This is a genomic window from Allomuricauda ruestringensis DSM 13258 (assembly GCF_000224085.1).
In the GTDB taxonomy this organism is placed as follows: Bacteria; Bacteroidota; Bacteroidia; order Flavobacteriales; family Flavobacteriaceae; genus Flagellimonas; species Flagellimonas ruestringensis.
Genome location: NC_015945.1, coordinates 2,187,526 through 2,208,614 on the forward strand (window position 1 = coordinate 2,187,526; position 21,089 = coordinate 2,208,614).

Sequence of the window (21,089 nt, forward strand, 5' to 3'; positions counted from 1 at the left end):
TAGGAAATTGATCACTTTGCCGTTACCTAACTAACCATTTCCTAATAAACGAATGCGATTTTTTTTCTTTTCCCTATTTAGCTTACTTTTTCATTTTTCGTTTTCTCAAGCCTATAATGTAGGCTCCATACCAAAAGAGTTGCGCCAAAGCGCCGATGCAGTTGTACGCTTGGATAAAATGGACGTTGTGGTCGAAGCCTTGGACAAAATGACCGTCACCAGTAAAAGGGTGGTCACGGTATTGAACGAAAAAGGGAACGCGCATATCCATGCCTATGCCTTTTACGAAAAAAACGATAAGGTCTCTAAACTGGAAGCTATTATTTATAACGCACGGGGCAAGGAAATCAAAAAAATCAAAAAAAGAGACTTTTTAGATCAAAGTGCTATCGGTGGAGGAACGCTTTATTCCGAATCACGGATTTTGGTCATGCAATATACACCCTCGCAATACCCCTATACCGTTGAGTTTACCAAAGAGTATTCAACCCCTAACACCGCATTTGCTCCCAATTGGTCCTTTTTGGATGATTATCGGGTCGGAACCGAAAAGAGCGAGTTCTCTTTTACCGTAGAATGTGGCATACCGTTTAGACATAAGGAAGAAAATATAGAAGCATACCAGATTGAAACCATTGAGACTGCGAATGGTATAACCTACAAAGCCAAAAACTTAAAACCCTTGGAGCGCGAACCTTTGTCCCCTGCGTTTCGTGATTTTGTGCCCCAGATAAAAATAGCGATGAATGAATTTCATTTAGAGGGTATTAATGGCAGGGCCACCACATGGCAAGAATTGGGTAAATGGATGCACGATGAGCTTCTGGAGGGCAGGGATGAATTATCCGAATCCACGATTTCATATATTAAAAACTTGGTGGATGGAATATCCAATCCTCTGGAGAAAACCAAAAAAGTATACGATTATGTGCAAGAGAACACCAGATATATCAGTGTTCAATTGGGAATAGGCGGATGGATGCCCATTAGTGCATCGGATGTAGACCGTGTAAAATATGGGGATTGTAAAGGGCTTACCAATTATACCAAAGCATTGCTAAAGGCTGTTGGTGTGGAGTCGTACTATACCGTTGTGCACGCAGGTAACCAGATAAAGCATTTGGATAAGGATTTTCCCTCTATGCAAGGGAACCACGTTTTTTTGAATGTACCCCTAGAGAACGAGGAAGTTTGGTTGGAATGTACCAGTCAGACAACACCCATTAACCATTTGGGAACATTTACCGACAATCGGAATGTGCTTAAAGTGACTCCCCAAGGCGGTGAATTGGTCAGGACCAAAGAGAATCTTGATGAAGAGAATTACCAATTTACCCAAGCCAATTTTCAGTTGGGAGATGAAAAGGACGTAATCGGTCAAGTAAAAATATTTTCGAGGGGATCCCAGTACGATCAAAAATATTGGAGAACCATAAATACTCGATCTGAGCAAGAGGAATTCTACAAAACCTACTGGAACTATGTTCAAAACTTAAAGCTGGGAGAGGTTGCCTATCAAAATAATGAAGATGAAATCGAATTTGTGGAAAACGTGGAGTTCAAGGCCGACAATTACCTTTCCAGCGCTGGAGACAAACTCTTGTTCGCGCCCAATATCTCGAATAGAAATTTAGGTGTTCCCGATAGAGTAAGAAATAGAAAGATGCCGCTGGTCATATCCCGAGGCTATTTGGATGAGGATGAGTTTACCATCCATTTACCGGAAGGTTATGTTCCAGAAACCTTGCTGTTCCCCGTAAATGAAGAAACCAAGTTTGGTTCCTATTCTGTATCGGTGGAACCCAAAGAATCCGGTGTACTTGTTTACAAAAGGCGACTGCTCATAAAATCGGGAGAGTACCTAAAAGAAGATTACAAACTGTATCGAGATTTTAGAAAGAAGGTTGCTGGATATGACAACGGAAAAATCATTTTAACCAAAAAGGAATCATGAGATTAAGATTATTTTTTCTGCTTTTGCTGGTTCAGCAAATAGTAGTAAGTGCTAAAGAAGTAAAGTTTGGAAAAGTGTCCAAAGAGGAAGTGTCTGCAACACAGCACGCTATGTATCCTTGGGCCAATGCAGCCATACTCCACAAAAACGAATGGGTACGTTATAACTACCAGTACGAAACAGGTTGGAGCCTTGTTAGAGAGGTGCATTACCGCATAAAAATTTATAACAGGGAAGGATTCGATTGGGCCACACTTCAAGTTCCACTATACGCTGGGGGCAATAACAGAGAGGATATTTCGGGTGTTAAAGGGTTTACCTTTAATATAGTGGATGGTAAAGTGGTGGATACCAAATTGAAGAATGATGGTGTCTTTATAGAAGAAGTGAACGAATACCGCAACAAGGCATCCATTACCATGCCCGAAGTGAAAGAAGGTAGTGTGTTGGATATCGAGTACAAAATCGTTTCCCCTATGTATTGGAGTGTCGACGAGTTCAAGTTCCAGTACAATATTCCGGTGGATTACGCCCAAGTGCGTTTGGAGATTCCGGAGTATTTTCTATTCAAGCAGTACAGTCGGGGATTTCACCCCATAAAATTTGATCAATCCCAAGAGAATAGATCAATGAACGTCTCTTACAGAAGTTCTGATCAAATGGGCAGGTTAGGGCGTACCACTCATAAGAGCGGGACCCTAAATTTTGAGGAGAATGTCTATACGATGAAGGTTTCCAATGTTCCTGCACTACTGGATGAAAAATATACCAGTAACATCGACAATTTTAGATCTTCGATCAAATTTGAACTGGCTTCCACCCGTTTTCCTAACAAACCATTTAAAAACTATAGCTTAACCTGGGAAGATGTGGCCAAGTCCATTTATGACTACGATAGCTTTGGGGGGGAACTGAACCGGAAAAACTATTTTGATAATGATGTAGATCAAATTATCCAAGGACTTTCATCGGATTCGGAAAAGGCAATGGCCCTCTTTCAGTTTGTAAAGACCAAAATGAATTGGGATAATTTTGTGGGTGTTGGATGCAGCAGTCAAGGAATTCGAAAGGCCTACAAGGAAGGTAAAGGTAATGTGGCCGAAATCAATTTAATGCTTACGGCAATGCTCAGGTATGCCGGCTTAAATGCCAATCCTGTTTTAGTCAGCACAAGATCCAATGGTATTCCTTTGTTTCCAACCAGTGATGGGTTCAATTATGTAGTATCGGGCCTACAACTCGACAATGGGTTGATTCTTTTAGACGCCACTGAAAAAAATGCATTCCCAGACGTACTCCCCATGCGGGCATTAAACTGGTTTGGTAGGCTTATTCGAGAGGATGGCACTTCCAGGGAAGTAAACCTTATGCCCAAAACAAAATCACTCGATGCCATAGTGTTAAGCGTTGACCTAAACGAAGATGGTTCCATTCAGGGAAGGTGCAGGCAACAGTACACGGCAAACAATGCCTTTATTTTTAGGGAAAATTTTGGAGAAGGGTCTGAGGACACGTATTTGGATGAACTGGAAAAAAGATATGGCGACCTAGAAATCTCAGACTTTGAGCTTCAGAATCAATACGAGCTGTCCAAGCCCATTGTTCAAACTTTCACCTATACGAAGGAGTCAGCTTATGAGAAAATAGCCGGCAAATTGTACCTCTCGCCTCTTTTTCACCTCACTACAAGCGAAAATCCATTTAAAACCGAAAAAAGGGAATTTCCTGTCGATTACGGATATCCTTGGGCGGATAAATACATTATCACAATCAATATTCCCGAAGGATATGCCGTTGAGTCAGTACCGGAGCCCATCGCAGTAGCCCTTCCTGAAAACTTGGGACAATTCAAGTATAATATATCTGCTGAAAACAACATGATCAATGCACGTGTCGAAACCGAACTCAATACTCCTGTGATTCCGGCGGACTATTATTTGGATTTAAAGGAGTTTTACGCTCACATTATCAAAAAGGAAGCTGAAAAGGTAATCCTTACAAAACTATAACATGCCCATGAAAAGATTCGGTTTACTCTTGCTGCTCCTGAAAAGCATTGCCTTGCTGGGCCAACAAGTGGAATTCGGCGAGCTAACCGATTTAGAGTCCGGATTCAGGACCTATGAAAAAGATACAATCACCCATGCAGTTTATCTATACGAGAAAGGCGAAAACTATTTTGAGGTAAGGAGAGATTACGTCTGGTTGATAAAAAAATACCACGCCAAAATTAAAATTTTAGATAAACAGGGTTTCTCGGAAGCGGAAATAAGCATCCCCTATTACCACTCGGATAATGGTACCGAAAGAGTTAACGATATTAGGGCCATAACCCATACCAATGGGGCAAAGCACAATGTAATGGCCCATAATGTATTCGATGTTGAGGTGGGCGAGCATTGGTCGGAGAAAAGATTTACTTTTTCCAATGTGCAAAACGGTTCCATTTTGGAATATACCTATGAAATCCAATCCCCGTTTTTTTATAATTTGAATGGATGGGACTTTCAGGATGATATCCCCAAAATTTACACAGAGTACCACGCGAAGATTCCGGGGAATTATATCTACAACAGGTCATTGTTGGGCAACATTCCCTTAGATGTGAACGAAGCGACCATTAAAAAAAGTTGTTTCAGTATTCCTGGAATAAGTAAACAAGCAGATTGTGAGGTGCTTAGATATGTGATGGAGGACGTGCCGGCCTTCAAAAGTGACGAGGAATATATGTTGGCACCTTCCAACTATAAATCCAGATTGGAATTTGAACTTTCCGAATACCAGAGTTTTCGGGGCATTAAGGAGCGGTACACCAAATCATGGAAAGATGTAGACAAGGAATTTAGAACGGATGGGGACATTGGTGGTCAGCTTAGGAAGAAGAACTACTTTGAAAGGAACCTGCCCCTCGATATCCTTGCAGGAAAGGAAGAGGACCTCACCAAGGCCAAAAACCTCTACAACTTTGTTAAATCCCATTATTCATGGAACGGAAAGTTCGGTATTTTTAGGGACAACAAGGTAAAAAAGGCATTTGATGAAGGTGTGGGGAACGTTGCTGAAATCAATATTACCCTTATCAACCTGCTCAATGCGGCAGGAATGGATGCAGATTTGATGCTGTTGTCCACCCGGGCCCATGGTCTGCCCAAAAAAAGCCATCCAGTAATGTCCGACTTTAATTATGTAGTTGCCAAATTGGATATTGATGGCACCACCTACCTGTTGGATGCAACAGAAAAACAGCTGCCCTTTGGAATGCTACCGTTTCGATGCCTAAACTATTACGGTAGGGTAATGGACCTGGATGGGGAGAGCTATTGGTTCAACATTGATGCTCCCAAGGGCAACAGCAAAGAAGTAATGTTACGGTTAAACCTAAATTTTGAGAACGGTACTGCCGAGGGGAGCTTTGATGAGATATCAAGAGGTTATGAGGCCTATTTTAAAAATAACCATTTGGCAACTATTTCCGATGAAGAATATTTGGATGAGGTGGAGAACAGTACCAACGGCGATTTTTACATCAATCAATACAAGGTTGATACTGATAAATCCAATGAGAATATGTTGATGGAGCATTTTACCTTCGAACTCGAAAACCTGAATACCTCTAAAAACATATACTTTAACCCATTTTTGATTCGCTTTTTCCAAACGAACCCGTTTAAAAGCTCGGAACGAAATTATCCTGTCGATTTTGGGTACTTGCGAAATTATAAGTACATGGCCAACATTAAAATTCCCGAAGGTTATCGAATAAAGGATCTTCCTGAAAACAACAACATTGCACTCCCGGGGGGCAGTGGGGTGCTCCGGTTTAATTGTACCACATCCCAGGATAATATTATCGTGTTTTTTAATCTTCAACTAAGATCAACACAATACAAAAGTGAGGGTTATGCCTTTGTAAAGGAGTTGTTTGAACAGGCAGTAACCAGTATCAACCAAAGTTATTTGGTGTTTGAAAAGGAGTAATCAGGTATTGTTATTACCTTAGTGCCAACTTCAAAATTGGTTTCAGGTGAACATAGAAAATGCACAACAAGCTGTTGACGAATGGATCAAGAACCACGGAGTACGTTACTTTAACGAACTTACCAATATGGCCCAGCTTACCGAAGAGGTAGGCGAGGTGGCGCGAATTATTGCAAGGCGCTACGGGGAACAGAGTGAAAAAGAATCCGACAAGGCCAAGGATTTGGGCGAGGAACTCGCCGATGTGGTTTTTGTGGTACTCTGTTTAGCTAATCAAACCGGGATAGATTTGCAAGAAGCCTTTGATAAAAAACTGGACTTAAAGTCCAAACGGGACCACGACCGTCATCAAAATAACAAAAAGCTCAAATAAAGTTGCCTGCTTAAAGGGACATTAGGGCTGTTTTTTCTAGTTTTGACAATTCATTCAAACCCTAACGAATTGAGACTCCAACTTTCTGCACCCGACGATAGTAAAATTCAAAAAGCCATTGCAATAACCGGTTCCAAGAGTGAGACTAATCGGTCTTTATTGTTGCAGGCCCTTTTTCCAAATATCAAAATAGAGAACCTTTCCAATTCCGATGATGGAGAGGTCATGCAAAAAGGATTGTCCAAATCAACAGGCGAAGTGGATATTCACCATGCTGGTACTGCCATGCGGTTTTTAACGGCCTATTTTGCTTCACAAGAAGGAAAACAAGTGGTACTTACAGGTTCTCAGCGTATGCAGGAACGCCCCATAAAAGTTTTGGTAGAGGCACTTCGATCGTTAGGCGCCGATATTGATTACGCCAAGAAAGAAGGTTGCCCACCGCTCAAAATATCTGGAAAGAAACTGGAAAAGAGCCAAGTTTCCCTCCCGGCCAACATCAGTAGTCAATATATTTCTGCTTTGTTGTTGATAGCGCCCAGTCTGGAAAATGGGCTTGATCTGGAACTGATCGGAAAAATCACCTCTGTGCCCTATATAAAAATGACCTTGGCACTTTTAGAGCAAATCGGGGTACAAACCTCTTTTGAAGGAAATAAAATTAGTGTAGCGCCAAAAGAAGCAGTAGCAAACACCACTTTGGTTGTGGAATCCGATTGGAGCTCGGCCAGTTACTTTTATAGCATTGCAGCCATGTGCAAAGTGGGTACGGAGATTCAATTGTCTTCGTATAAACAAAGCTCTTTGCAGGGCGATAGTGTTTTGGCAGAAATTTATAAAGATTTTGGAGTGGAAACTACGTTTTCAAACAATATCATTCTTCTTAAAAAAACAACCGAAGTCAAATCGGACCATTTGGAATACGACCTTTCCAATGCTCCGGATACCGCACAGACCATTGCGGTTACTTGTTTAGGTTTGGGAATTGGTTGCCACCTAACTGGGTTACATACCCTTCCAATCAAGGAAACGGACCGTTTGGCTGCGTTGCAAACCGAGTTGGGTAAATTCGGGGCTACGGTTGACATTGATTCCGAAAGTTTGACCCTTAAACCACAATCAAACCTAAAAACTGGAGTTGCTGTGGATACCTACAACGACCATAGAATGGCAATGGCCTTTGGTCCTTTGGCCCTCAAAGTAGATTTTGTTATGAATGACGCAGAAGTGGTTTCTAAGTCCTACCCCGATTTTTGGAACGATCTAAAAACTCTCGGATTCGGTATCGAAGAACTGTAAACTACATTTAATCATCAAATTACTTGACATCCGCTATCGCGAGGTTGTATATTTGCCGTCTTTAAAAAATCGAAAAAAAGTCCACATGAAATTATCAAACTTCAATTTTGAATTGCCTAAGGAACTATTGGCAGAATATCCCGCGGAACACAGGGACGAATCCAAACTAATGGTGGTTCATAGGGATACTGGAAAAATTGAACATAAAATGTTCAAAGACCTGGTTAATTACTTTGATGAAGATGATGTAATGGTCTTGAACAATACCAAGGTGTTTCCTGCAAGACTTTTTGGTAACAAGGAAAAAACTGGTGCTAGAATCGAAGTTTTCTTGTTGAGAGAGCTAAACCAAGAGCAGCGTCTTTGGGACGTACTGGTAGATCCCGCAAGAAAAATCCGTATCGGGAACAAACTTTATTTTGGTGAGGACGAGAGTTTAGTTGCTGAAGTAATCGATAACACTACATCAAGAGGGAGAACATTGCGTTTTCTTTATGATGGTTCTTATACCGATTTTAGAAGAAAACTTAGAGAATTGGGGGAAACTCCACTTCCAAAATACATCAAAAGAGAAGTTACTGCTGAGGATGAGGAACGTTACCAGACCATTTATGCAAAGCATGAAGGTGCCGTAGCCGCCCCAACTGCAGGTTTGCACTTCTCCAAGCACTTGTTGAAGCGTTTGGAAATCAAAGGAATCGAATTTGCCGAAGTGACGTTGCACGTTGGTTTGGGAACTTTTAACCCAGTTGAGGTGGAGGATTTGTCCAAGCACAAAATGGATAGCGAGGAGTTGGTGATCGATGAAAAAGCAACAGAAATCGTAAATAACGCCAAAGCGAACAAAAGAAAAGTTTGTGCCGTTGGGACTACGGTAATGCGTGGATTGGAAAGTGCAGTATCATCCGAGCATACATTGAACACCCACGAGGGCTGGACCAACAAGTTCATCTTTCCTCCATACGAATTCAGCATAGCAAACTGTATGATTACGAACTTCCACTTGCCCAAATCAACATTGTTGATGATGGTCTCTGCATTTGCGGGTCACGATTTGATCAAAAAAGCATATAAGCAGGCCATTTTGGAAGGCTACCGCTTTTATTCCTACGGGGATGCCATGTTAATTCTGTAAATTGATTACCTAGATTTATCATAAACAAAACTTTCGTCAACCTGAACTCGTTTCAGGTTCTCAAATGGTAGGTTCGGATTAATCGTTATGGGATTCCGAAATACCTTGCCTGCCGGCAGGCAGGAATTCGGAATGACGCAGAAAGGGATTATAAGTACAACAGGTATCTAATTCATAAATAAATCCCGTTCGCTTTATGGCCAGCGGGATTTTTTCTTGTTTATCTTTAAGTGGTGGAAATCAAAAAAAAGGACATACGCGCATTGACAAAGGAACAGCTCCGACAGTTTTTTGTCGACCAGGGCGACAAGGCATTTCGAGGTAACCAGGTATATGAATGGTTATGGCAGAAATCGGCCCACGATTTTGATGCCATGACCAATATTTCCAAGGAAACCCGAAGCATGTTGGAGGATAATTTTGTCATCAACCATATTCGGGTGGATCAAATGCAGCGTAGCTCGGACGGAACCATTAAAAATGCCGTTCGCTTGCATGATGGGTTGATTGTGGAATCCGTTTTGATTCCAACAGAAACCCGTACCACCGCCTGTGTTTCCAGTCAGGTTGGCTGTAGTTTGGACTGTAGGTTTTGTGCAACGGCCCGTTTGAAGCGCATGCGAAACCTAAATCCTGATGAGATTTATGATCAAGTGGTGGCCATTGACAATGAGAGCCGTTTGTATTTCGACCGACCGCTGAGCAATATCGTTTTTATGGGCATGGGCGAGCCTTTGATGAATTACAACAATGTATTGAAGGCCATCGAAAAAATCACATCACCCGAGGGATTGGGTATGTCTCCCAAACGGATTATAGTTTCCACTTCTGGGGTGCCCAAAATCATAAAGAAAATGGCAGACGAAGAGGTGAAATTCGGCTTGGCAGTTTCACTTCATTCCGCTATTGATGAAGTACGTACGTCTATAATGCCCTTCAATGCCACATTCCCATTAAAAGATTTAAGGGAGGCATTGGAATATTGGTACAGCAAGACCAAGAACAGAATTACTTACGAATATGTGGTTTGGAAAGGAATTAACGACACCCAAGAAGCTGTTGATGCCTTGGTCAAGTTTTGCAAGTTTGCGCCATCCAAAGTTAATATTATTGAGTACAACCCCATTGATGATGGTGAATTTCAGCAAGCATCCAGCAAGGCGGTAGAAATGTACCAAAACACATTGGAGCGAAATGGCATCACGGTAACGGTACGTAGGTCCCGCGGTAAAGATATTGATGCAGCCTGTGGGCAGCTCGCGAATAAAAGCTAGGTTTTTCAATGTTCAATTAGTAATAAACAATTTTACAATAGACCCTTTGCCCGCAAGTAACATCCCCTGCAAATCACCGATACTTTTAGGGCTGTATCTTAAAACTTCAATTTCATTCCAACAACTCTTGCATTTTCCCTACTTTTAGGCATTCAAAACCAAACACCACACCTGTTACGTTGAAAATCGTTTCGCAGATAAGGGAGCCTATAGAAAATGAGATGCAGCTTTTTGAGGAAAAATTCCTCAAATCAATGTCTTCCAAGGTAGCACTGTTCAATAGGATTACCTACTACATAGTAAATAGAAAGGGCAAGCAGATGCGCCCTATGTTCGTATTTTTGACCGCCAAATTGTTGAATGGCGAGGTCAACGAGCGTACCTACACCGGAGCATCCATTATCGAATTAATCCATACGGCGAGCTTGGTGCACGACGATGTGGTGGACGATAGTAACAAACGCAGGGGTTTTTTCTCCATCAATGCATTGTGGAAGAACAAAATTGCCGTTTTGGTAGGGGACTTCCTTTTCTCCAAGGGACTGTTGGTTTCCTTGGAAAATAAGGATTATGACCTGCTCCATATTATTTCCAATGCGGTTAGGGATATGAGCGAGGGGGAATTATTGCAGATAGAGAAAGCACGACTTTTAGATATTACGGAGGATGTTTACTACGATATCATCCGTCAAAAAACAGCAACCTTGATCGCGGCCTGTTGTAGTATGGGTGCCTGTTCCGTGCGACCAGATTCAGAGGAAGTGGAAGCCTTCAGAAAATTTGGGGAGCTTTGCGGAATGGCCTTTCAAATCAAAGACGACCTTTTTGATTACGGTGCCGAAAAAATCGGGAAACCTACGGGAATCGATATCAAAGAACAAAAAATGACGCTTCCGTTGATCTACGCCTTGAACAACAGCGATAAGGAAAAGAAGAAGTGGTTGATCAACTCTATCAAAAAGCACAACAAAAACAAAAAACGGGTAAAAGAAGTGATTGAGTACGTAAAGGAAAAAGATGGACTCGAATACGCTGTGACCAAAATGTTGGAGTTTAAAGATGAAGCTTTGGCCATTTTGGACAATTATCCCGATTCTGAATATAAAAGTGCCCTCACACTTATGGTCAATTACGTGGTGGACCGAAAAAAATAAAAATTTAAAAACCTGAATATCAAATAAATACTGAAAATTTTTATTTTCAGGCAACCCTTCGTGAATTTATCCCGTCTATTAAGATAGAAGCACTTTTATAAACCAAACTTTGAAGATCATCGCGTTACATAGCAACGAAAAACAATTGATCAAAAAATCAATCAAAGGAGACCAACAGGCTCAAAAGTTGTTGTACGATAAATTTTCACCCAAAATGTTGGGTGTTTGCAGGCAATATATCAAAGACCTTCATTTTGCGGAAGATGTGATGATCAATGGATTTGTCAAGGTCTTTAACCATTTGAATTCCTATCAACATAAAGGGAGCTTTGAGGGCTGGATTAGAACCATAATGGTAAGGGAAAGCATCTCTTATCTACGCAAAAGACAATTTGTGGTTTATGACGATGATGCTGTGGAAGTGAACGGAGAGGTTTCATCCGGAAATGACAATCTCTTGGATGTGGAATATGTGCAATACCTTATCGATGAATTGCCAGAGGGCTACAAAGCAGTTTTTTTGCTTTATGCCATAGAAGGCTACGGGCACAAGGAGATTGCGGAGCTATTGGAAATATCCGTAGGAACTTCAAAATCGCAATTGTTCAAGGCCAGAAAGATGCTTCAAGAGAATTTAAGTTTAAACGGAATGTCGCCCAAATCAAAATCGGCGAGTAAAAAATAGCGGTATGGATAAATTGGAAAAACATATCAAAGGGAAGTTGGAGGAGCGAACCATTGCCCCGTCAGCGAATGCTTGGGACAAAATCGCTTCGCAAGTTAAGGAGCCCTCGCCAAGAAAAAAGAATACTTGGTTCCCGTACGCCATAGCTGCAAGTGTTATGGGTATTGTACTAGTGTCCGTCTTCTTTTTTACAAAGAGTAATCCTGAAGTGGAACAAATCCAAGTAGTGGATACCGAGACTAAAACGGAAACACAAACTCAGTTTGAAGATAGAAAGGTCAAAGAACTAGTGAAGGATGAGCAAACCGAGGTTGCTGAAACAAAGTCGGAACGTATTACACCAGAAAAAACAGAGGAATTTGTTCCAAAAACACCGGTTTCCAATACTGCAATTGCCGAGCGAGAAGTGAGACAACCCTTAAAGGATGAGATTATTATAAACTCGGATAAGTTGATTGCACAAAAGGTAGAGGAAGTAGTAGCACAGGTAGAGCTTATGGAAATTTCGCAGCAAGATGTTACCGATGCCGAAGTGGATTCACTTTTACGAGCGGCACAACGACAGATTTTGACCGATAAGTTGTTCTCCAAAAGTGGCTCTGTAGATGCCATGTCCCTGCTGGCCGAAGTGGAGGATGAACTGGACGAATCGTTCCGAGACCAAATCTTTGATGCCCTAAAAACGGGTTACTTTAAACTACGTACCGCAGTGGCAGACCGAAATCAATAAAATTATTCATCAATCAAAACAAACCTTCTACAACTTCCTGCCCAAAGCGGGCGGGAAGGAGGGAGGTTTATAATCCAAAACAATCATGAAAACAATTACATTTTATTCAGCAGTGTTATTCTTGTTCTTAGTTTCCCATATAGCTTTTGGGCAGGAGGACTATCAAAAGAAAATTGAGGCGTTGAAAATTGAAAAGCAGCGTATCATAGAACAGGAGAAAGACGCCCTTAAGTTCGAGGTTAGGGATATTAATCAGCGATTGGAGGATGGCGATATTTCTGAAAGCGAGGCCAAAACCTTAAAAGAGGAAGTTGCCAAACGGCGCGCTTTAAATATTGAGAACCGAGTTGCCATTATTGAGAACAAGATTGCTTGGTTGGAGCGCAATGAGGGTGAGGTGCTTATGTTGACCGAATCGGATACCCTAGAGGGAGACAGAATGCGAGTAGGGCTGCTTATTGATGGCAAACCTGCAATTACCTTTAATTCCAAAAGGTGGAAAAAAGAAATAAAATATGACAGACGTACTTACTCCGATTTTGTAATGGCCATTGGTTTAAACAATGCATTGATCGAGGGGCAATCGTTGAATGACTCACCCTATAAAATTGGAGGAAGCCGCTTTTTTGAAATGGGTTGGCAATGGCGAACCAGAGTTTTTAAAAATTCTAACTGGTTACGTTTTAATTACGGATTTTCATTTCAGTTTAATGGTTTAAAGCCAGACGGGAACAGGATTTTCGTTCAAGAAGGTGACCAAACAGTTTTGGAAGAGTTTGAATACGATTTGGATAAATCTAAATTTAGAATGGACAATCTTGTATTTCCAGTACATTTTGAGGTAGGTCCCTCTCGTTTCAAGAAATCGGAGCGTACTATCCGCTACTCGATAAGGGATCAGTTTAGGCTTGGTTTTGGTGGGTATGGAGGATTTAGCCTGGGTACCCGTCAAAAATTAAAATACAATAGAGAAGGTGAAAATGTCAAGGACAAGCTTAAAAGAGATTATAACAGCAGTGACCTAATTTATGGTGTGAGTGGGTATATGGGGTTTGATGGGGTATTGTTGTATTTGAAATATGACCTAAACCCCATTTTTAAAGATGCGGATATAAAGCAGAACAATATATCACTGGGCCTTCGGTTCGATATTTAACCATTTTGAATCTTGAAAATGGAGGCTGTCTGAAATGACGAGAATCGACATTTTGAACAGTCTCTTTTTTTATGAGGACAAGGCTCGCTCCATTTCTGGGGTAAACTCCTCTTTGTAGTACACTTTTTTGCAATGCGAACATTCCGCGTATCGCACATTATTGATGGTAAAAAGCGGAATCCAGAACAAATGGGCATAGTTGGGCTGGGCCACCACTGTTAAAGCTCCGGTTTGGTGACAATAAGGACAGGTAACGTTTGGAAGCGCTTTGGTTTCCTTTTTGCCTGGTCTTGTTCCGAAAAAAAGTATCATTTAAAACTTGTGTTAATCGTCTTCAAAGTTAGAACTTTCCTATAGGAATGGAGAAAAATGATTTTCGTTTTTAAATATTTTCTACATTCGCCCACATTTATGAAACATTGAACGCCTATCATAGCTTGGAGGATTGGTTATCCTGGATGGATGACATCTCCAATAAGGATTATGTGATTATCGACCATTTTTTGCAGGACGAATTGTATGCCGAGATCAAATGTTTTTTTCTTGGTAAGCTCCCCAATTTCAAGGAAGCGGGTATAGGCGCCCATTCCGATAATCAAATCGATACCAGAATACGTGGAGATTTTACGTACTGGTTGGACAGGGAAAGAGATGCCCAATTGCAAACGTATTGGAATCTATTGGATGAGACCATGCATATCTTTAACAGGTACTGCTATCTCAGCTTGTCGGGTTATGAGTTTCATTTGGCCCATTATCCATCGGGCGGCCATTACGATAAACATTTAGATCAGTTCGAAAACAGGAACAACCGTATGATTTCCATGATCATTTATTTAAATGATGATTGGAAACCTGGCGATGGTGGCGAATTGGAAATTTTTGAAAAAGACGGAACAAGTTTCTTGGTAGAGCCCTTGGCTGCTCGTTGTGTACTATTCAAAAGTGCTGAAGTTCCGCATGCAGTGCTCCAAGCCCATAAAAACCGGTTCAGTTTAACTGGTTGGTTATTGTACCAGCCTAGATCCGTGGGAAAATTATTGGGGTAATCAATCCCTTTTGAACGGAATCTGTTTAATGAGCGCCTCGTTTTGTCCATGTGACGCGCTATACGACATGACCAAGGTGCCTTTGGTGCCATCTGTGGCCTCAATGGTAAATACAGTGGATTGATCGCCTGGATTCGTAATGCCTTCGAAACGGTAGGAATCGATGATTTTTAAATCGTCAGGTTTGTATTCCTTTTTGGAATATAATGCTTTAATGCAATTTTCTATTGCTTCAAAATCTTCTTTGTACCCTTCTTGGGTCAATGTGTTTACCGCCTCGGAAAGCGTGTCGAAACTATGTTTGTCCATGTGTGTAGATTATGTTTTAAACTTTTTATTCTTTTTAGCCATATTGTATTTGCTGATATGGATGAGCTATCAATAAATACAATCTCAAAATTCTTTGGATATGGAGAGCCTTCAACAATATTTGTCATGACCATTTGGTGATTTTCTTTTTGAAGAACGTTTTCCATAAACCTCGATATTTTTCGGGTCTAGTCTTCTATTGTGCCATAAATTATCAAAATTTTTATGTCTTTAGGATGAATGTTATACTACCCTGAACACACATATTAGTTTTGATAAACTACATAATTTTGGTCAATTATACCCGATTTTGAATCATAATTTACCTCCCACTACAGGTAATGTAAATTCAGTTCCATCCAAATCCACTGTGAGCTCTGTACCCGGTTCGGGCCAAAGTGTGAACTCTTTATCGCTTGAAAAAATCATCAAACCAATTTGTTGACCTTTGGGAATGATTTGGTCATCAGGCATCAATTCAAATTCCATTTCGTAAAATTTATTGGGAACCAAAGGCTTACTTTTCGTTAATGAACTATGGTTTTGAGGGTCGGCCCATCCCCGTGTAATAATGTTATCCGTAATTTTGGTATTGAAGCTATCATTCCAAGGTAAGGATACCAACCAGATTGATAAATTGGCAGCGGGTTTGTTGCTGGCCAATTTAATCTTGATTTTGGGCACTCCGGAAATATGTACATCATCCGTTAAAGGTGCTGTAACATAGAGCAATCGATGCTTGGTGGTTTCCGCTTGCGCCAAACTGGAACCAGAAAAAGAGTAATTGTCAACCAAGGTTTCAGTTCCTTGCCTTTTGGGTTTGTTGGTGGCTAGTTGTCCTTTTTCAGGAGCTCCCTTGGTCAAGAACAGTTGTACGTCCTTAGCCTCTGGGTTGGGATAATCCTTGTATGGGGTTGGGTTATCTTTTTTATCATTTTCGCGAACGATCCATGCCTTGGGTTCCTCTTCCACACCATTTTCAATGCCATACAGGTAACGTGTGAACCATCGGTTCATCATGGAAATTGGAGGTGGTCCACCATGCCCATTTTGGTGGTAATAAATCTGTACGGGCAATCCCATTTCTTTAGCTTTCTTATAGATTCGATAGCTATGCTCTGGCATTACGTTCCAATCATTGAATCCATGTGACATCAAAAGCGCTGCTTTCATGGGTTTCATTTCGTTCAAATAGTCCCGTTCGGCCCAAAATTCGTTGTAATCTCCCGTAACACGGTCCTGTCCGTTTTTCATCTCGGTATCGCGTATCACTTTGTTGTTTCTTGCTCTTTTGGACTCATCACCGCTATGGATAAAATCGTATAGCACATCAATATCCTCCCCTAAATAGCCACCGGGAGAACGTACCAATCCATTGGAGCGGTAATAATGATAATACGAAGTATTGGGGGCAATGGGGATAATGGCTTCCAACCCATCAACTCCTGTTGTCGCCGCAGCAAGTGGGATGGTTCCGTTGTAAGAGGTTCCCGTCATGCCCACTTTTCCCGTGGACCAATAGGCCTTTACTTCTTTATCGCCGTCACGTTCAGTATAGCCTTTGGCTCTTCCATTGAGCCAATCTATCACCGCTTTGGGGGCTAGGGATTCATTGTTGCCTCCTACGGTTGGGGCTCCATCGGAAAGCCCGGTGCCCGGGGAAGAGGAGTGGACCACAATATAGCCTCTTGGTACCCATGTCCTTACTTGGGAGTTCGAAATTATGGGACGCTCTCCTATACGTGTTACGTTCGGGTGTTTACGAGGCTCCCCAGACTCACCGAGTTCATGCTTCACATCCCAAAAAATTCCTTTATCCATACCAGCGGTTCCTGCATAGTACGGGCTGGATTCGTAAATAACAGGAAGTTTCAGGTTTTCGGAGTCCGTTTGTTCTGGGCGTGTCACATCCACATGCATACGATCTAGTTTACCGTCACCATCCGAATCAAAAGTCGTTTCTACCCAAAGATCATGGCGTATCCATGTACTTGGGTCAGAAAAAGCTTCTACTACTTGGGCTTCTCCATTTTCAAAAATAGGGGATGCTTTTTTTGCTATTTGGCCTTGGCCAACCAGCATAAAGGCCATTAAAAATACTCCCAGTATCCCAATTTTATTTGATACTCTTTTCATCATACAATCCATATTTTAAAAATATTCCCTGTTATTGTGGAATGTGCTTCTAAGATAATAAATCTTAAATAGGGATTTGAATTTCTGATTCACCTAAACTTTGTTTTTATTATCCAATTAATGGTAGGGAGCGAGGAGCGAGTGGCAAGAAATCTTACTTTATCAAAAACAATGGATTTTAAATCAGCAGTGGTTTATTATCTTTAACAGCTATTTTAATAGAATGCCTTGATTTCAAAAACTACCATAGACCAAGTATATGAAACCGCCCGATTGGAGGAGGTAATCGGCGATTTTGTGCAATTGAAGAAATCCGGTTCCAATTTTAAGGGGCTTAGCCCATTTACCGATGAGCGTACCCCCAGCTTCATGGTTTCGCCCGTTAAGCAAATCTGGAAGGATTTTAGTAGCGGAAAAGGAGGGAATGTGGTGGCTTTTTTAATGGAGCACGAGCACTTTACCTATCCCGAGGCCATTAAGTACTTGGCTAAAAAATACAATATTGAGGTAGAGGAGACCGAGCAGACAGATGAGCAAAAGGAGCAGGCCAATGAGCGGGAAAGCATGTATTTGGTCTCTGAATACGCCCAAAAGTATTTTGCGGAAACGCTATGGAACAGTGAACCCGGCAAAGCCATTGGTCTTACCTATTTTAAGGAACGTGGATTTACCGACGAGACCATAAAACGGTTTGGACTGGGGTATAGTTTGGACGAGTGGGAGGCCTTTACAAAAGAGGCATTGGATAAAGGATATCAGTTGGAGTTTTTGGAGAAAACCGGTCTTACCATTGTTAAGGAGAAAGCTGGTGGAGAAAACCGAACGTTCGATAGATTTAAGGGTAGGGTAATGTTTCCCATACATTCCATGAGTGGGCGGGTACTTGGATTTGGTGGACGAATATTGACCAACGACAAAAAGGCGGCCAAATATTTAAACTCGCCCGAAAGCGAGATTTACCATAAGAGCAAGGTGCTTTATGGTATCTATTATGCCAAGCAGGCCATTGCCAAGGAAGGCAATTGTTTTTTGGTAGAAGGTTATACCGATGTCATCCAAATGTACCAACGGGGAGTGGAAAATGTGGTGTCATCCAGTGGAACGGCATTGACCCCCGAGCAGATTCGTTTGATCAATAGGCTCACCAAAAATATTACGGTCCTGTTCGATGGGGATGCGGCCGGATTGCGTGCATCGCTCCGCGGTATCGACCTCATTTTGGAACAGGGCATGAATGTGAAGGTATGTACCTTTCCCGAAGGTGAAGACCCGGACAGTTTTGCCAAAAACAATACCTACGAGGATGTAGTGCTTTATCTTCAAGAGAATTCCAAAGACTTTATCCAGTTCAAGACCTCTTTGTTGGCAAAAGAGGCAGCTAATGATCCTATAAAAAGAGCTGATACGGTTAGGGATATCGTAAATAGTATCAGTAAGATTCCCGATCGTATCCGTCAGGAAATATATGTTCAGGAATGTGCAAAGATCATGCAGATTTCTGAAGATGTACTCTACAATACCTTGGCTCAGATTGATAAAAAGCATCAGACGGAAGCCTCTAAAAAAGTAAGGAAAGAACAAAAGGCCTTCGAAGTTGTCAAGAACGATGCCGTTGTGGAAAAGGTGGACGTTCAGTATGAGTTGGAACGCAAGATCATTGAAGTTCTTTTGCTATATGGAGACCAAAAACAAGAGTTTGAGGATTTGGTATTAAAGGAAAATGACGAAGGTGAACTGGTGCTTGAACCAGAGATTGTAGAGGCCAAAGTATATGAAAAAGTATATTTGGATCTTCAGGATGATGAAATCGAGCTGACCAACGGGCAATTTAAAACCATTTATTATAAGTTGATCGAAAAACTTAACGAAGATGCTGATTTTTCGGTAAGTACATTTTTATCCGATTTGGACCAAGAAACCGTCTCGCAAGTATCTTCAATTTTGATGGAAGAAGAGCAGTATGTGTTGCATGATTGGGAACGACGGGACATCTATCCAAAAGAGAAGCAGATAGGCGTTGCCCAATTGGTAGGGGAAACCATTCTTACCCTACGTTGCAACTTGATTAAAAACCGAATCGAAAAGCTAAAGGAGAGAACCCAAGACAGCCAGGGCGACAATACGGAAGTTTTGGAAGAGATAATGAATTATCTTCAACTAAATAAATTGTTGAACGCCAAATTGAACCGCGTACTTTCCTAAAAATATAAAACCCCTTTCAATTTAAATTGAAAGGGGTTTCCACAATAGTTGGTTTGGTTGGGTATTCCTAATAGAGTTCCAGGGCTTTTGCCTGTTGTAGCAAGTCCACCAAATTATCCACGTTCAACTTCTTCATCAAGCGGGCTTTGTATGTACTTACTGTTTTTTCGTTCAAGTTTAATCCTTCGGCAACTTCTTTGTTCCTTTTTCCACTGGCCAAAAGTTTGAGTACCTCGACCTCTCTGGAAGAAAGTTTTCTGAAGAATCTTCTAGGTTTTTGGGTGCCTTCGTCAAAAGCAAGGCGTTGCGCCAGTTCGTTTGTGATAAACATATTTCCTTCGCTGACTTTTTTAACTGCGGAAATAATGTATTCCAAATCAGCGGTTTTGGATAAGTAACCAAATGCACCGGCGCGAATGGTGCTGAGCGCGTAAACATCTTCTGACTGTCCACTGTACATTAAAGTTTTAATGTCCGGAAAGTCCACTTTCATTTTTCTAAGGGTAGCAATTCCATTTATTTCTGGAATGTCCATCTCTAAAATAACTACATCGGGGGCTACGGTTTTCAATGTATTAAAAAGCTCCTTGGTAGTTGAAACATCAGCAATAACTTCAATATCTGAACTTGATTCAAGTACCTGTCTAATACCAAGCCTAACAATAGGATGGTTGTCAGCTATCAATACTTTTATCATTTTTTTAGGTTTAATTTAATAAATGGTTAGTGGCTAAATACTTACAACACATAGCGGGCAAGATAAGAATTTAATAATGTAAAATTGTACTTTTTTTCTTAAAACCATAGTTTTTTTGAGGTTTTTTCGTTTTTAACTGGGGTTTTATAGGTGAACGGTTATTTTAACTCGCTGGGAATCTCACAAATAGGTATGGGTACCATCTTATGTTTGTTGGCGATATTGTACTTTTTATAGATAGCAAACACTTCTTTTTCCCTACCTGAAAAATCATTGGCTATTTTACCTTGGTCATCCATTTGCATGGCCCATTCCAGTTCCGGATAAGAAGCCCCGATTTGGTCTTCATCAGTTCGGCTATCGCCCCAAAGCCCATCGGTTGGCGCAGCTTCCATAATATCTTGATTTACACCGAGCGCCCTTCCAAGTTCGTAAACCTCTGTTTTGACCAAGTCGGCAATTGGGCTAAGGTCAACACCGCCATCACCATATTTAGTGTAAAAACCAACACCGAAATCCTCCACCTTGTTTCCTGTACCAGCAACCAAATACCCTTCGAGGGCCGCAAAATAATAGAGAGTGGTCATACGCAACCTGGCCCTTGTATTGGCAAGGGACATAAAACGATCTTCTTCTTTCTCCACTTTTGGGAATGCGTCCACTAGGCTATCAAATACAGGCGTTAGGTTAACGGCCTGTCTGGAGACGTTTGGGAAGTTTTTGATCAACCAATCAATATGTTTGTCCGCACGGGTTACTTGGTTTTCGCCTTGGTGAATAGGCATTTCCAAACATAAAAGGTCCAATCCTGTTTTGGCACAGAGTGTTGAGGTTACTGCGGAATCAATTCCGCCAGAGACTCCAATTACAAAACCTTTACATTTTGCGTTTTCGGCATACTCTTTTAGCCAATCAACAATATGGGTTATAACCTTTTCTGTTTGCATATCTTACTATT

At 41.3% G+C, this 21,089-nt stretch carries 18 protein-coding genes; 13 read left to right on the forward strand and 5 right to left on the reverse strand.

Annotated elements, in window-relative coordinates; genetic code table 11:
- The first annotated feature begins 52 nt into the window (after positions 1-52).
- The 11 genes from MURRU_RS09780 to MURRU_RS09830 all read left to right on the forward strand — a co-directional run bounded on the left by MURRU_RS09780 (position 53) and on the right by MURRU_RS09830 (position 13,738).
- Complete coding sequence (locus tag MURRU_RS09780; protein ID WP_014033303.1) at positions 53-1,954, forward strand: DUF3857 domain-containing protein; 1,902 nt, start codon at positions 53-55, stop codon at positions 1,952-1,954.
- Complete coding sequence (locus tag MURRU_RS09785) at positions 1,951-3,963, forward strand: transglutaminase family protein (RefSeq protein WP_014033304.1); 2,013 nt, start codon at positions 1,951-1,953, stop codon at positions 3,961-3,963. Before MURRU_RS09780 ends, MURRU_RS09785 begins: the two co-directional genes overlap by 4 nt.
- 7 nt (positions 3,964-3,970) lie before the next feature.
- Positions 3,971-5,932, forward strand: a complete 1,962-nt coding sequence (locus MURRU_RS09790; protein ID WP_014033305.1) for a DUF3857 domain-containing protein — start codon at positions 3,971-3,973, stop codon at positions 5,930-5,932.
- A 46-nt stretch (positions 5,933-5,978) separates the two neighbouring features.
- Complete coding sequence (locus MURRU_RS09795; RefSeq protein WP_014033306.1) at positions 5,979-6,305, forward strand: nucleotide pyrophosphohydrolase; 327 nt, start codon at positions 5,979-5,981, stop codon at positions 6,303-6,305.
- A 69-nt stretch (positions 6,306-6,374) separates the two neighbouring features.
- Positions 6,375-7,604, forward strand: a complete 1,230-nt coding sequence (locus MURRU_RS09800) for a 3-phosphoshikimate 1-carboxyvinyltransferase (RefSeq protein ID WP_014033307.1) — start codon at positions 6,375-6,377, stop codon at positions 7,602-7,604.
- Positions 7,605-7,689: 85 nt separating this feature from the next.
- On the forward strand, positions 7,690-8,739 hold the full coding sequence (gene queA, locus MURRU_RS09805) for a tRNA preQ1(34) S-adenosylmethionine ribosyltransferase-isomerase QueA (protein ID WP_014033308.1): 1,050 nt from the start codon (positions 7,690-7,692) through the stop codon (positions 8,737-8,739).
- A gap of 233 nt (positions 8,740-8,972) precedes the next feature.
- Complete coding sequence (rlmN, locus tag MURRU_RS09810) at positions 8,973-10,013, forward strand: dual-specificity RNA methyltransferase RlmN (protein WP_014033309.1); 1,041 nt, start codon at positions 8,973-8,975, stop codon at positions 10,011-10,013.
- A gap of 179 nt (positions 10,014-10,192) precedes the next feature.
- Positions 10,193-11,167, forward strand: a complete 975-nt coding sequence (locus MURRU_RS09815; protein WP_014033310.1) for a polyprenyl synthetase family protein — start codon at positions 10,193-10,195, stop codon at positions 11,165-11,167.
- Positions 11,168-11,276: 109 nt separating this feature from the next.
- On the forward strand, positions 11,277-11,852 hold the full coding sequence (locus MURRU_RS09820) for an RNA polymerase sigma factor (protein WP_014033311.1): 576 nt from the start codon (positions 11,277-11,279) through the stop codon (positions 11,850-11,852).
- 4 nt (positions 11,853-11,856) lie between these two features.
- Positions 11,857-12,582, forward strand: a complete 726-nt coding sequence (locus MURRU_RS09825) for a hypothetical protein (RefSeq protein WP_014033312.1) — start codon at positions 11,857-11,859, stop codon at positions 12,580-12,582.
- Between the two features lie 85 nt (positions 12,583-12,667).
- The gene (locus MURRU_RS09830) at positions 12,668-13,738 is read left to right on the forward strand and encodes a coiled-coil domain-containing protein (protein ID WP_014033313.1); all 1,071 of its coding nucleotides are present in this window, start codon (positions 12,668-12,670) and stop codon (positions 13,736-13,738) included.
- A gap of 69 nt (positions 13,739-13,807) precedes the next feature.
- Here the strand turns inward: MURRU_RS09830 and MURRU_RS09835 are convergent, their stop codons facing one another.
- Positions 13,808-14,050, reverse strand: a complete 243-nt coding sequence (locus tag MURRU_RS09835; RefSeq protein ID WP_014033314.1) for a zinc-ribbon domain-containing protein — start codon at positions 14,048-14,050, stop codon at positions 13,808-13,810.
- A gap of 107 nt (positions 14,051-14,157) precedes the next feature.
- Here MURRU_RS09835 and MURRU_RS09840 point away from each other — a divergent pair, with 107 nt between their 5' ends.
- Entirely contained in the window at positions 14,158-14,787 is a 630-nt protein-coding gene (locus MURRU_RS09840; RefSeq protein ID WP_041801448.1) for a 2OG-Fe(II) oxygenase, read from the forward strand.
- Here the strand turns inward: MURRU_RS09840 and MURRU_RS09845 are convergent, their stop codons facing one another.
- A complete protein-coding gene (locus MURRU_RS09845; RefSeq protein ID WP_014033316.1) occupies positions 14,788-15,096 on the reverse strand; it encodes a hypothetical protein in 309 nt (102 codons plus the stop codon).
- Positions 15,097-15,411: 315 nt separating this feature from the next.
- Positions 15,412-17,235: a Xaa-Pro dipeptidyl-peptidase gene (locus tag MURRU_RS09850; RefSeq protein WP_014033317.1), complete on the reverse strand. Its 1,824-nt coding sequence runs from the start codon at positions 17,233-17,235 to the stop codon at positions 15,412-15,414.
- 225 nt (positions 17,236-17,460) lie between these two features.
- On the opposite strand from MURRU_RS09850, the gene dnaG reads away from it, so the two are divergent.
- Entirely contained in the window at positions 17,461-19,434 is a 1,974-nt protein-coding gene (dnaG, locus tag MURRU_RS09855; RefSeq protein WP_014033318.1) for a DNA primase, read from the forward strand.
- A 67-nt stretch (positions 19,435-19,501) separates the two neighbouring features.
- Here the strand turns inward: dnaG and MURRU_RS09860 are convergent, their stop codons facing one another.
- Both MURRU_RS09860 and nadE read right to left on the reverse strand, forming a co-directional pair.
- Positions 19,502-20,131 (reverse strand): response regulator, encoded by a 630-nt coding sequence (locus MURRU_RS09860; RefSeq protein WP_014033319.1) that lies wholly within the window; start codon positions 20,129-20,131, stop codon positions 19,502-19,504.
- 158 nt (positions 20,132-20,289) lie between these two features.
- Positions 20,290-21,078, reverse strand: a complete 789-nt coding sequence (nadE, locus tag MURRU_RS09865; RefSeq protein WP_014033320.1) for an NAD(+) synthase — start codon at positions 21,076-21,078, stop codon at positions 20,290-20,292.
- Between the last annotated feature and the right edge of the window lie 11 nt (positions 21,079-21,089).